This is a genomic window from Streptomyces sp. NPDC020490 (assembly GCF_044335305.1).
GTDB lineage: Bacteria > Actinomycetota > Actinomycetes > Streptomycetales > Streptomycetaceae > Streptomyces.
The window spans coordinates 151,771-165,117 of sequence record NZ_JBIRUY010000010.1; the positions used below are offsets into that span (position 1 = coordinate 151,771).

The 13,347-nt window shown below is 67.2% G+C and carries 9 protein-coding genes; all 9 read right to left on the reverse strand.

Features of this window, described 5'->3' with window-relative positions:
* Positions 1–156: 156 nt before the first annotated feature.
* A complete protein-coding gene (locus ACH4ZX_RS13560; protein ID WP_398271774.1) occupies positions 157–4,056 on the reverse strand; it encodes a DNA-directed RNA polymerase subunit beta' in 3,900 nt (1,299 codons plus the stop codon).
* Positions 4,057–4,150: 94 nt separating this feature from the next.
* Positions 4,151–7,636 carry a DNA-directed RNA polymerase subunit beta gene (gene rpoB / locus ACH4ZX_RS13565; RefSeq protein WP_324789196.1) on the reverse strand — a complete coding sequence of 1,162 codons (3,486 nt, stop codon included), beginning with the start codon at positions 7,634–7,636 and terminating at the stop codon, positions 4,151–4,153.
* Positions 7,637–8,196: 560 nt separating this feature from the next.
* Complete coding sequence (gene rplL / locus ACH4ZX_RS13570; protein ID WP_324789197.1) at positions 8,197–8,580, reverse strand: 50S ribosomal protein L7/L12; 384 nt, start codon at positions 8,578–8,580, stop codon at positions 8,197–8,199.
* Positions 8,581–8,690: 110 nt separating this feature from the next.
* Positions 8,691–9,221 carry a 50S ribosomal protein L10 gene (gene rplJ, locus ACH4ZX_RS13575; protein WP_398271776.1) on the reverse strand — a complete coding sequence of 177 codons (531 nt, stop codon included), beginning with the start codon at positions 9,219–9,221 and terminating at the stop codon, positions 8,691–8,693.
* 295 nt (positions 9,222–9,516) lie between these two features.
* A complete protein-coding gene (locus tag ACH4ZX_RS13580; protein WP_398271778.1) occupies positions 9,517–10,437 on the reverse strand; it encodes a hypothetical protein in 921 nt (306 codons plus the stop codon).
* A 194-nt stretch (positions 10,438–10,631) separates the two neighbouring features.
* Positions 10,632–11,357, reverse strand: a complete 726-nt coding sequence (rplA, locus tag ACH4ZX_RS13585) for a 50S ribosomal protein L1 (RefSeq protein WP_360756516.1) — start codon at positions 11,355–11,357, stop codon at positions 10,632–10,634.
* A 76-nt stretch (positions 11,358–11,433) separates the two neighbouring features.
* A complete protein-coding gene (gene rplK / locus ACH4ZX_RS13590) occupies positions 11,434–11,868 on the reverse strand; it encodes a 50S ribosomal protein L11 (protein ID WP_031167035.1) in 435 nt (144 codons plus the stop codon).
* Between the two features lie 170 nt (positions 11,869–12,038).
* A complete protein-coding gene (gene nusG / locus ACH4ZX_RS13595; protein WP_398271781.1) occupies positions 12,039–12,887 on the reverse strand; it encodes a transcription termination/antitermination protein NusG in 849 nt (282 codons plus the stop codon).
* Positions 12,888–12,967: 80 nt separating this feature from the next.
* Positions 12,968–13,252, reverse strand: a complete 285-nt coding sequence (secE, locus tag ACH4ZX_RS13600) for a preprotein translocase subunit SecE (protein WP_398271783.1) — start codon at positions 13,250–13,252, stop codon at positions 12,968–12,970.
* Positions 13,253–13,347 lie beyond the last annotated feature (95 nt).

The window sequence follows — 13,347 nt, forward strand, 5'->3', positions numbered from 1 at the left end:
CCCCACAACCCCTAGTCCCTCCATCATGTGCCAAGTGGGGAATTCCGGCACAGTCCCACGGCCGTGAATCACGACATCGGGACAGGACCGTGAAGAACGCCGACGGGCGGCCACCCCGGAGGGTGACCGCCCGTCGGTGCAAGCGGACGCTCGCTGCTACTGGTTGTACGGACCGTAGTCGTAGTCCTCCAGCGGGACGGCCTGGCCGGAGCCGGTGCCGAACGGCGAGTAGTCGATGTCGTCGTAGCCGACGGCCGAGTACATCGCGGCCTTGGCCTCCTCGGTCGGCTCGACCCGGATGTTGCGGTAGCGGGACAGGCCCGTACCGGCCGGGATGAGCTTACCGATGATGACGTTCTCCTTGAGGCCGATCAGGGAGTCGGACTTGGCGTTGATCGCCGCGTCCGTGAGGACCCTGGTCGTCTCCTGGAAGGACGCCGCCGACAGCCAGGACTCCGTGGCCAGCGAGGCCTTGGTGATACCCATGAGCTGCGGACGACCGGAGGCCGGGTGACCGCCCTCCTGGACCACACGACGGTTCTCCTGCTCGAACTTCGAGCGCTCGACCAGCTCGCCGGGCAGCAGCTCGGCGTCGCCGGACTCGATGATCGTCACGCGGCGGAGCATCTGCCGGATGATGATCTCGATGTGCTTGTCGTGGATCGACACACCCTGCGAGTTGTAGACCCGCTGGACCTCGCCGACCAGGTGGACCTGGACGGCGCGCTGGCCCAGGATGCGCAGCACGTCGTGCGGGTTGGTGGCACCCACGGTGAGCTTCTGGCCCACCTCGACGTGCTCGCCCTCGCTGACCAGCAGACGGGCACGCTTCGAGATCGGGTACGCCGTCTCGTCGCTGCCGTCGTCCGGGGTGATGACGATCTTCTTGGTCTTCTCCGTCTCCTCGATGCGGACGCGGCCGCTCGCCTCGGAGATCGGAGCCACACCCTTCGGGGTACGGGCCTCGAAGAGCTCGACGACACGCGGCAGACCCTGGGTGATGTCGTCACCGGCCACACCACCGGTGTGGAAGGTACGCATCGTCAGCTGGGTGCCGGGCTCACCGATGGACTGGGCGGCGATGATGCCGACCGCCTCACCGATGTCGACCAGCTTGCCGGTGGCCAGCGAACGGCCGTAGCACATCGCGCAGGTGCCGACGGCGGACTCGCAGGTCAGGACCGAGCGGGTCTTGACCGTCTCGACGCCGTGCCGGACGAGCTCGTCGATGAGCACGTCGCCGAGGTCCGTGCCGGCCTGGGCCAGCACCTTGCCGTCGACCACGATGTCCTCGGCGAGGCAGCGCGCGTACACGCTCGTCTCGACGTTGTCCGCCTTGCGCAGCACGCCGTCCGCGCCGCGCTCGGCGATCGCCAGCTTCAGGCCGCGGTCGGTGCCGCAGTCCTCCTCGCGGATGATGACGTCCTGCGAGACGTCGACCAGACGACGGGTGAGGTAACCCGAGTCGGCGGTACGCAGGGCGGTGTCCGCCAGACCCTTACGGGCACCGTGCGTGGAGATGAAGTACTCCAGCACGGACAGGCCCTCACGGAAGGACGCCTTGATGGGACGCGGGATCGTCTCGTTCTTGGCGTTGGACACCAGACCGCGCATACCGGCGATCTGACGCATCTGCATCATGTTCCCTCGGGCGCCCGAGTTCACCATCATGAAGATCGGGTTGGTCTTCGGGAAGTTCTCGTTCATCGCCTCGGCGACCTCGTTGGTCGCCTTGGTCCAGATCGCGATGAGCTCCTGCGTGCGCTCGTCCTTGGTGATCAGACCGCGCTCGTACTGCTTCTGGACCTTCTCGTCCTGCGCCTCGTAGCCCTTGACGATCTCCTTCTTCGCCTCGGGAACGACGACGTCGGAGATGGCGACGGTGACGCCGGAACGGGTGGCCCAGTAGAAGCCGGACGCCTTCAGGTTGTCGAGCGTCGCCGCCACGATGACCTTCGGGTAGCGCTCGGCGAGGTCGTTGACGATCTCGGAGAGCTGCTTCTTGCCGACCTCGTAGTCGACGAACGGGTAGTCCTCGGGCAGCAGCTCGTTGAAGAGCGCACGGCCGAGCGTGGTCTTCAGCCGGAAGCTGTCACCCTGCTGCCACTCCGGCTCGCCCTCCTCGCGGGCCGGCGGGGTCCAGCCGCGCGGCGGGATGGTGCCCACCGGGAAGCGGATGTCCACGCGTGACTGCAGCGAGAGCTCGCCGGCGTCGAACGCCATGATCGCCTCGGCCACGGACGCGAAGGAGCGGTCCTCGCCCTTCACGTTCCGCATCTCGCCGTCGGTGGTGAGGAAGAACAGACCGAGGACCATGTCCTGGGTCGGCATCGTCACCGGACGGCCGTCGGCCGGCTTGAGGATGTTGTTCGAGGACAGCATCAGGATGCGGGCCTCGGCCTGCGCCTCCGCGGACAGCGGCAGGTGCACGGCCATCTGGTCACCGTCGAAGTCCGCGTTGAACGCGGTGCACACGAGCGGGTGGATCTGGATGGCCTTGCCCTCGACCAGCTGCGGCTCGAAGGCCTGGATGCCGAGGCGGTGCAGGGTGGGAGCACGGTTCAGCAGCACCGGGTGCTCGGCGATGACCTCTTCGAGGACGTCGTACACGACCGTGCGGCCGCGCTCCACCATGCGCTTGGCGCTCTTGATGTTCTGCGCGTGGTTCAGGTCGACCAGGCGCTTCATCACGAACGGCTTGAACAGCTCCAGCGCCATCGCCTTCGGCAGACCGCACTGGTGCAGCTTCAGCTGCGGACCGACGACGATCACGGAACGCGCCGAGTAGTCGACGCGCTTGCCGAGCAGGTTCTGACGGAAGCGGCCCTGCTTGCCCTTGAGCATGTCGGACAGCGACTTCAGCGGACGGTTGCCGGGGCCCGTGACCGGGCGGCCGCGGCGGCCGTTGTCGAAGAGCGCGTCGACGGCCTCCTGGAGCATGCGCTTCTCGTTGTTCACGATGATCTCGGGCGCACCGAGGTCGAGAAGGCGCTTCAGGCGGTTGTTGCGGTTGATCACGCGGCGGTACAGGTCGTTCAGGTCGGAGGTCGCGAAGCGGCCACCGTCCAGCTGCACCATCGGACGCAGGTCCGGCGGGATGACCGGCACGCAGTCGAGCACCATGCCCTTGGGGCTGTTGGACGTCTGCAGGAACGCGGAGACGACCTTCAGGCGCTTGAGCGCGCGGGTCTTCTTCTGGCCCTTGCCGGTGCGGATGATCTCGCGGAGGCGCTCGGCCTCCTCCTCCAGGTCGAAGGACTCCAGGCGCTTCTGCAGCGCCGCGGCGCCCATCGAGCCGTCGAAGTAGGTGCCGAAGCGGTCGCGCAGCTCGCGGTAGAGGAGCTCGTCGCCCTCCAGGTCCTGGACCTTGAGGTTCTTGAACCGGGTCCACACCTCGTCGAGACGGTCGATCTCGCGCTGCGCGCGGTCGCGCAGCTGCTTCATCTCGCGCTCGGCGCCCTCGCGCACCTTGCGGCGCACGTCGGCCTTGGCGCCCTCGGCCTCCAGCTCGGCCAGGTCGGCCTCGAGCTTCTTGGCGCGGGCCTCCAGGTCGGCGTCGCGGCGGTTCTCGATCTGCTGCCGCTCGACGGAGACGTGCGCCTCCAGGGAGGGCAGGTCGCGGGTGCGGCGCTCCTCGTCGACGTACGTGATCATGTACGCCGCGAAGTAGATGACCTTCTCGAGGTCCTTGGGCGCCAGGTCGAGCAGGTAGCCCAGGCGACTCGGGACACCCTTGAAGTACCAGATGTGCGTGACGGGCGCGGCCAGCTCGATGTGGCCCATCCGCTCACGGCGCACCTTGGCGCGGGTGACCTCGACGCCACAGCGCTCGCAGATGATGCCCTTGAAGCGGACGCGCTTGTACTTGCCGCAGTAGCACTCCCAGTCCCGGGTCGGACCGAAGATCTTCTCGCAGAAGAGTCCGTCCTTCTCGGGCTTGAGGGTGCGGTAGTTGATGGTCTCGGGCTTCTTGACCTCGCCGTGGCTCCACTGACGGATGTCGTCAGCGGTGGCCAGGCCGATCCGGAGCTCGTCGAAGAAGTTGACGTCGAGCACTATGCGTCAATCCCTCTCAGGGTTGTGAGTCTTGGGGTCTGATACGGGGGTCCTGGGGCCGGGAGCCTTCACCGGGAAGGCTCCCGGACTCCCGTCAGACCTCTTCGACGCTGCTCGGCTCGCGCCGGGACAGGTCGATGCCGAGCTCCTCCGCAGCGCGGAAGACATCCTCGTCGGTGTCACGCATCTCGATGGACATACCGTCGCTGGACAGCACCTCCACGTTCAGGCAAAGGGACTGCATCTCCTTGATGAGGACCTTGAAGGACTCGGGGATGCCGGGCTCGGGGATGTTCTCGCCCTTGACGATGGCCTCGTAGACCTTCACGCGGCCGGTGACGTCGTCGGACTTGATGGTCAGCAGCTCCTGGAGGGCGTAGGCGGCGCCGTACGCCTCGAGCGCCCACACCTCCATCTCGCCGAACCGCTGGCCGCCGAACTGAGCCTTACCACCCAGCGGCTGCTGGGTGATCATCGAGTACGGGCCGGTCGAGCGGGCGTGCAGCTTGTCGTCGACCAGGTGGTGCAGCTTCAGGATGTACATGTAGCCGACCGAGATCGGGTCCGGGAACGGCTCACCGCTGCGGCCGTCGAACAGCCGCGCCTTGCCGGACGGGAGCACCATGCGCTCGCCGTCCCGGTTCGGGATGGTGTGCTGCAGCAGACCCGCGAGCTCGTCCTCGCGCGCACCGTCGAAGACGGGGGTCGCGACGTTGGTGCCCGGGTCGACCTGGTCGGCGCCGATCGCCTGGAGGCGCTGCGCCCACTCCTCGCCGAGGCCGGAGACGTCCCAGCCGCGGCTGGCGAGCCAGCCGAGGTGGATCTCCAGGACCTGTCCCGGGTTCATTCGGGACGGCACACCCAGCGGGTTGAGGATGATGTCGACCGGGGTGCCGTCCTCCAGGAACGGCATGTCCTCGATCGGCAGGATCTTGGAGATGACACCCTTGTTGCCGTGCCGGCCGGCGAGCTTGTCACCGTCGGTGATCTTGCGCTTCTGCGCCACGTACACGCGCACCAGCTGGTTCACACCGGGGGGAAGCTCGTCGCCCTCCTCGCGGTCGAAGACGCGCACGCCGATGACCTTGCCGGTCTCGCCGTGCGGCACCTTCAGCGAGGTGTCACGGACCTCACGGGCCTTCTCACCGAAGATCGCGCGCAGCAGGCGCTCCTCCGGCGTCAGCTCGGTCTCACCCTTCGGGGTGACCTTGCCGACGAGGATGTCACCGGCGATGACCTCGGCGCCGATGCGGATGATGCCGCGCTCGTCGAGGTCGGCGAGGACCTCCTCGGAGACGTTCGGGATGTCCCGGGTGATCTCCTCGGGGCCGAGCTTGGTGTCACGGGCGTCGACCTCGTGCTCCTCGATGTGGATCGAGGAGAGGACGTCGTCCTGCACGAGGCGCTGCGACAGGATGATCGCGTCCTCGTAGTTGTGACCCTCCCACGGCATGAACGCGACCAGCAGGTTCTTGCCGAGCGCCATCTCGCCGTTCTGGGTGGCCGGACCGTCGGCGAGGACCTGGCCCTCGATGATCCGGTCGCCCTCGTTGACGATGACCTTCTGGTTGACCGAGGTGCCCTGGTTGGAGCGGGCGAACTTGGCCAGGCGGTACGTGATGTACGTGCCGTCGTCGTTGGCGGTGGTGATGTAGTCCGCGGAGACCTCCTGGACCACACCCGCCTTCTCGGCCTTGACCACGTCGCCGGCGTCGACGGCGGAGCGGTACTCCATGCCGGTGCCGACGAGCGGGGCCTCGGACTTGATCAGGGGCACGGCCTGGCGCATCATGTTCGCGCCCATCAGGGCACGGTTGGCGTCGTCGTGCTCGAGGAACGGGATCATGGCGGTCGCGACCGACACCATCTGGCGCGGCGAGACGTCCATGTAGTCCACGTCGTCGCCGGGGACGTAGTCGACCTCTCCGCCACGACGGCGGACCAGGACCCGGGACTCCTCGAACCGCATGTCGTCACTGAGCGTGGCGTTGGCCTGCGCGATGACGAAGCGGTCCTCCTCGTCGGCCGTCAGGTAGTCGACCTCGTCGGTGACCTGGCCGTCGACGACCTTGCGGTACGGGGTCTCCACGAAGCCGAACGCGTTGACCCGGCCGTAGGACGCCAGCGAACCGATCAGACCGATGTTCGGGCCTTCGGGCGTCTCGATCGGGCACATGCGGCCGTAGTGGGACGGGTGCACGTCACGGACCTCGAAGCCGGCCCGCTCACGGGAGAGACCACCCGGACCGAGCGCCGACAGACGGCGCTTGTGGGTGAGACCCGACAGCGGGTTGTTCTGGTCCATGAACTGCGACAGCTGGCTGGTGCCGAAGAACTCCTTGATGGAGGCGACGACCGGCCGGATGTTGATCAGGGTCTGCGGCGTGATCGCCTCGACGTCCTGCGTGGTCATGCGCTCGCGGACGACGCGCTCCATGCGCGCCAGACCCGTGCGGACCTGGTTCTGGATGAGCTCGCCGACGCTGCGCAGACGACGGTTGCCGAAGTGGTCGATGTCATCGGTCTCGACGACGATCGTCTGACCGCTGTCGCCGACCGTCTCGGTCTCACCGGCGTGCAGCTTCACCAGGTACTTGATCGTCGAGATGATGTCCTCGACGGTCAGGATGCCGGCGTCCAGCGGGGCGTCCGCGCCCAGCTTCTTGTTGACCTTGTAGCGGCCGACCTTGGCGAGGTCGTAGCGCTTGGGGTTGAAGTACAGGTTCTCCAGGAGCGTCTGCGCGGCCTCACGCGTGGGGGGCTCGCCCGGACGCAGCTTGCGGTAGATGTCGAGCAGCGCGTCGTCCTGGCCCTGGGTGTGGTCCTTCTCCAGGGTGGCGCGCATGGACTCGTACTCGCCGAACTCCTCGAGGATCTGCTCGGTCGTCCAGCCGAGCGCCTTCAGGAGGACGGTGACGGACTGCTTGCGCTTGCGGTCGATGCGGACACCGACCATGTCACGCTTGTCGATCTCCATCTCCAGCCAGGCACCCCGGGACGGGATGATCTTGGCGGAGAAGATGTCCTTGTCGGACGTCTTGTCGATGGAGGAGTCGAAGTAGACACCCGGCGAACGGACCAGCTGCGACACCACGACACGCTCGGTGCCGTTGATGACGAAGGTGCCCTTGTTGGTCATGAGCGGGAAGTCGCCCATGAAGACCGTCTGGGACTTGATCTCGCCGGTCTCGTTGTTCGTGAACTCGGCCGTGACGAAGAGCGGGGCGGCGTACGTGAAGTCGCGCTCCTTGCACTCGTCGATGCTGTTCTTCGGCGGCTCGAAGCGGTGGTCGCGGAACGTCAGCGACATCGACCCGGAGAAGTCCTCGATCGGGGAGATCTCCTCGAAGATCTCCTCGAGACCGGACTTGGTGGGGACGTCCTGACCGGACTCCAGAGCCTCCTCGACCCGACTCTGCCAGGCGGTGTTCCCGAGCAGCCAGTCAAAGCTCTCGGTCTGCAGCGCGAGCAGGTTGGGAACCTCGAGAGGCTCCTTGATCTTTGCAAAAGAGATGCGCAGCGGGGCGGTGCTGGCGCCGTTGTTCGTATTCGCGGTCGAGGCAGTGCGCGAGGCGGCCAAGAGGGGGTCCTTCCGAGGGCTCGGACTCACTACGCGCGTACCGGTCCCTCTCTTGTGCACAGAGACAGAAATCCCAGTTCAGAGATCATCCGGTCATCGGTGCTCGAGCGAGGGCATGCCCCTGGTGACGGGCAGGGGACAGCTAACAGGCAGCGCAAAGGGTCAGTGTAGCCACTTGGCACACTGATGTCCAGCCCCGATTTTCCGTGACCCTCGTCGTCCTCAACGCCCTCGGCATGTTGCCCTCAACGCACGTTGATACTGCCCTCTTCGTCGTCGATCCATGCCTCGGATTCGGATCCTGTGACGACGCGTCCTGAGAATTGCGCGCTGCGTGCGGTTCGTCAAGGCCCCCTGCCCGGACCCTGGGCGGCCGGGAGCACAACGAAGATCACCCTACCCCCCGCGAACGCGGGTTCAAGGCAACCGTGGCCGCGCCCCTCGGAACGCGAAGGAGCGACCACCCGGATGGATGATCGCTCCTCGGTGCGTTCGCGTTACATCCCCAGGGGGGGACGCGTTCAGCGGTCGCGAGAGTGCGGTACGGGACCGCGGAGGTGTTACTTGACCTCGACGGAGGCGCCGGCGCCCTTGAGGGACTCGGCGGCCTTCTCGGCGGCGTCCTTGGCGACCTTCTCGAGGACCGGCTTCGGGGCGCCGTCCACGAGGTCCTTGGCCTCCTTCAGACCCAGCGAGGTCAGCTCGCGCACGACCTTGATGACCTGGATCTTCTTGTCGCCGGCACCGGTGAGGATGACGTCGAACTCGTCCTTCTCCTCGACGGCCTCGGCGGCCGGAACACCCGGGACACCGGCGGCCACGGCGACCGGGGCGGCGGCGGTGACGTCGAACTTCTCCTCGAAGGCCTTCACGAACTCGGAGAGCTCGATGAGGGTCATCTCCTCGAACTGCGCGAGCAGGTCTTCCTGGCTGAGCTTCGCCATGACGGGCGATCCTTCCATTCAATCGGCTGGTGCCGGATGTACATGTCTGGCGGGCGTACGTTGGCCCGCTACGACCCCCGCGTCAGGCGGCGGTCATTTCGCGAGCCGAATTACTCGGCACCGCCCTGCTCGTCCTGCTTGGCGCGAAGCGCGTCCAGGGTGCGGACGAGCTTCGACGGGAGCGCCTGGAAGACAGCGGCAGCCTGGGACTGCTTGCCCTTCAGGGCGCCCGCCAGCTTGGCGAGCAGAACCTCGCGGGACTCGAGGTCCGCAAGCTTCTTGATCTCGTCGGCGGACAGCGCCTTGCCGTCAAGGACACCGCCCTTGATGACGAGATTCGGGTTGTCCTTGGCGAAGTCACGAAGACCCTTCGCCGACTCCACCGGGTCACCGGTGACGAAGGCGACCGCCGTCGGACCGTTGAACAGGTCGTCGAGCGTCGAGATGCCGGCCTCGTTGGCCGCAATCTTGGTCAGCGTGTTCTTCACCACGGCGTAGGACGCGTTCTCACCGAGAGAACGGCGCAGCGTCTTGAGCTGCGCCACGGTGAGACCGCGGTACTCGGTCAGCACGGCGGCGCTCGAGTTGCGGAACTTGTCCGTCAGCTCGGCAACCGCGGCAGCCTTGTCGGGCCTCGCCATAGAGCCTCGGCCTCCTTCCGGGTGATTCGGACCGCGCGGACCCGAAGGAGGACTGGGGAAAACGAAACGCCCCGGCGCAGGCGCACGGGGCGGACTCGACCGGTCGTACAGGCGCGGATCGCACGTACTCCGGGAGCTCTTCCACAGTCACCTGCGCGGGTCGCCCGCATTTTCAGCGGATCCTTCGGCCACCGCGCCCTCGTACGAGCGCACGGCAACGACCAGCGGTCTTTGGCTTCAGTAGGAGGGTAGATACATCGGGCCCGTATAGCAAATCCACCCAGGCCGACCGGGATCAGGAGGTCGTGCCGGTCCCGCCCTGCTGCCGCAGGAGCGTCGTGAAGTCCTCGGTGTCGCCGGCCGGGGGCCTGCCGGCGGAGACCCGCACGCCGTAGTCGCTGTAGTACGCGGTCTGGGTGTACTCGCCGACCGACATCTGGCCCTTCTCGACCTTCTTCACCAGCAGGTCCCGGTCGTCGACCCAGATGTGGACGGTCTCGGTGGTGACGCCGGCCTGGGTGAGCTGCCGCTTCAGGCCGGCCAGCTGGCCCGCGTCGAGGCCGGAGTTCCCGGCGGCGAGGTCGGCGACGTCCACGGTGCCCGCGTAGTGCGTGGTGTTCGTGCCGCGCACCTTCTCCGTGCCGACCTTCTCGACGTCGCCGGAGGCCAGCAGCAGCTTCACCGCCTGGTTGGGCGTGGTGTTCCGCATCTGGTCCCGGAGGAAGGCGCCGGAGCTGCCGCCGAAGTCGGCGAGGTCGGCGTAGCCGTACCGGATCCAGTGCTTGCCGCCCGCCTGCTGGGCGAACTTCTCGCCCATCTTCGCGTAGTACGCGTCGGGCAGGTAGCGCGCCTCCATGGACGTGGCGCCGAGCCCGCGCATGGAGTCGGCGACCCAGCCGCCGGTGTACGTGATGGTGAGGTTGCCGACGAGGCCGTCCCCCCAGCCCATGGCGCCGTCGGCCTTCATCGACATCATCGAGCCCATGGTCGTGACGGACTCGACCCTGGCGGAGTCGGCCCGGTGGGTGGACCTCTCGGCGCTGCGCAGGGCCGCGACGGGACGCGCGTGCGCCGCTCTCCCGCCGGACGCCCCATCGTCCTTGCCTGAGCCCCCGGAGCCGCCGGAGGAGCCGAGGGGACCGCAGGCGGCCGCGCCCGACAGCACGCTCACCGCCGCGACCGAGAGCGTCATCCGGCGCACCGTCGTGCTCTTCATTCGTCCCACCCCTGTGCGGTCGCGGTGCCGGCACGCCGGCACGGCGCGCTGACGGGCGTGCGGAAAGACCGTACAGGCAAAGGCTGTTCGAAAGGACCGCACATAAACGGAGACGGGCCCCGCAACCCGAAGGTTGCGGGGCCCGTGCTCGCTGCGACGCGTCCCGGACGCGGCTGCCGGGGTGAGCTCGGGGCTCAGACGGCGGCCGGGTCCTCCTCGACGAGGAGGTTGCGGGTGCGGTTGGGGTCGACCGGGATGCCGGGGCCCATGGTGGTGCTGACCGCGGCCTTCTTGATGTAGCGGCCCTTGGCGGCGGACGGCTTCAGACGGAGGATCTCCTCCAGCGCGGCGCCGTAGTTCTCCACCAGCTTGGTGTCGTCGAACGACGTCTTGCCGATGATGAAGTGCAGGTTCGAGTGCTTGTCGACGCGGAACTCGATCTTGCCGCCCTTGATCTCGGTCACCGCCTTGGCGGTGTCCGGGGTCACGGTGCCGGTCTTCGGGTTCGGCATCAGACCACGCGGGCCGAGGACGCGGCCGAGGCGGCCGACCTTGCCCATGAGGTCCGGGGTGGCGACGACGGCGTCGAAGTCCAGCCGGCCCTTCGCCACCTCGTCGATCAGCTCGTCGGCGCCGACGATGTCGGCGCCCGCGGCACGCGCGGCCTCGGCACGGTCACCGGTCGCGAAGACCAGGACCCGGGCGGTCTTACCGGTGCCGTGCGGAAGGTTCACGGTGCCACGGACCATCTGGTCGGCCTTGCGCGGGTCGACACCCAGACGGAAGGCGACCTCGACGGTGCCGTCGAACTTGGTCGTGGAGGTCTCCTTGGCGAGACGGACGGCCTCGAGCGGGGCGTAGAGCTTCTCCCGGTCGATCTTGGCGTCCGCAGCGCGGAGAGACTTGCTGCGCTTGCTCACTACTGCTCCTGTTGGTTCTTAGGAGTTGTGGTTCGGGCCGAGCGGGCCCTCCCACGACTTCTGCGGGTGGTGAAGGTCAGCCCTCGACCGTGATGCCCATGGAACGGGCGGTGCCGGCGATGATCTTCGACGCGGCGTCCAGGTCGTTGGCGTTGAGGTCGGGCATCTTCGTCTGGGCGATCTCGCGGACCTGCGCCTCGGTGATCTTGGCGACCTTGGTCTTGTGCGGCTCGCCGGAGCCCTTCTCGACACCCGCGGCCTTGAGGATCATCTTGGCGGCCGGCGGCGTCTTGGTGACGAAGGTGAAGGAGCGGTCCTCGTAGACCGTGATCTCCACCGGGATGACCCAGCCACGCTGCGACTCGGTCGCGGCGTTGTAGGCCTTGCAGAACTCCATGATGTTGACGCCGTGCTGACCCAGCGCGGGGCCGACCGGCGGGGCGGGGTTCGCCGCACCGGCGTTGATCTGGAGCTTGATGAGCCCCGTGACCTTCTTCTTCTTGGGAGGCATAGCTCTCCGGGTCCTTTCGATTCGGGTCCTGCCTGCACCGGGCACGCGACCCTGACGCAGGCATACCGCACAACGATAACGGGTATAGATGCGCGGCCAAAAACCGGGCAGGTCAGGCGGACGCTCGCGCGTCCGCCTGACCTGCCGGTAAGCGGTTCGTCCGGAACGGACTAGTTCTTCTGGATCTGGTCGAAGCTCAGCTCGACCGGGGTCTCGCGGCCGAAGATCTCGACCAGGCCCTTGACCTTCTTCGAGTCCGGGTTGATCTCGTTGATGGTCGCCTGCAGCGTGGCGAACGGGCCGTCGGTGACGGTGACCGAGTCGCCGACCTCGAAGTCCAGCACCTGGACCTCGACCCTGCGCTGCGGGGCCGGCTTGCCCTCGGCCTCGGCGGCCTCGCGGGCGGCCTTCTCCTCGGCCTCCGGCGCGAGCATCTTGACGATCTCGTCCAGGGTCAGCGGGTACGGGTCGTAGGCGTTGCCCACGAAGCCGGTGACGCCGGGGGTGTTGCGGACGACGCCCCAGGACTCGTTCGTCAGGTCCATGCGGACCAGGACGTAGCCCGGCAGCTTGTTCTGCTTGATCGTCTTGCGGTCGCCGTTCTTGATCTGGACGACCTCTTCCTGCGGCACCTCGGCCTGGAAGATGTAGTCCTCGACGTTCAGCGAGACGGCGCGCTGCTCGAGGTTGGTCTTCACGCGGTTCTCGTAACCCGCGTAGGTGTGGATGACGTACCACTCGCCGGGAAGCGAGCGCAGCTCCTCGCGCAGGGCCTCGACGGGGTCGACCGGCTCGGTCTCCTCCTCGGCGGCCTCGGCCTCGGCTTCGTCGGCGTCCTCGCCGGACTCGTCCTCGGCGGTCTCGTCCTCGACGTGCAGGGCGGCTTCCTCGGCCGGTTCCCCGGCCTCGGCCTCGGCAGCCTCGAACTCGTCTTCCTCGTCCGCGCCCTCGACGATGTCGAGCTCGTCATCCACCGACTCGTCGGGCTCGATGGCGTCGTTCAGGTTCGGGTCAGACACGGTGGCTGCTTCTTCCTGGATACATAGGGGTGGAACACGCGAAAGGGGCGCCGGTAACCACGGCGCCCTTCGCTCTCGGTTCAGCCGAAGACGTACTTGGCGGCGTGGCTGAGCCCATAGTCAATCACGGTCACCAGGGCGATCATGATGGCGACGAAGAAGATCACGACGGTCGTGTACGACGTCAGCTGGTTGCGCGTCGGCCAGACGACCTTGCGGAGCTCCGCAATGACCTGGCGGTAGAAGAGGGCGAGCCGCTTCAGCGGGCCCTTCTTGGCACGCTTGCCGCCCTTGCGGGCCTTCTTCTTGTCCTGCGCCTCGTCCTGGGCATCAGGCGTGTCGATGGAGCCCACGGCGTCCGCCATTCGTCCTCACCTGATTCCGGGTCATGGCCGTGCCGCGCCCGGTCTGAGCCGCACGGCGGTGCATTGCTGTACGTACATGCGCACACCCTGGCGAG

Coding starts and splice junctions, on each gene's coding strand:
- rplL (WP_324789197.1), bottom strand. CDS start 8,580: ATGGCGAAGCTCAGCCAGGAAGACCTGCTCGCGCAGTTCGAGGAGATG.
- rplJ (WP_398271776.1), bottom strand. CDS start 9,221: ATGGCGAGGCCCGACAAGGCTGCCGCGGTTGCCGAGCTGACGGACAAG.
- ACH4ZX_RS13580 (WP_398271778.1), bottom strand. CDS start 10,437: ATGAAGAGCACGACGGTGCGCCGGATGACGCTCTCGGTCGCGGCGGTG.
- rplK (WP_031167035.1), bottom strand. CDS start 11,868: ATGCCTCCCAAGAAGAAGAAGGTCACGGGGCTCATCAAGCTCCAGATC.
- secE (WP_398271783.1), bottom strand. CDS start 13,252: ATGGCGGACGCCGTGGGCTCCATCGACACGCCTGATGCCCAGGACGAG.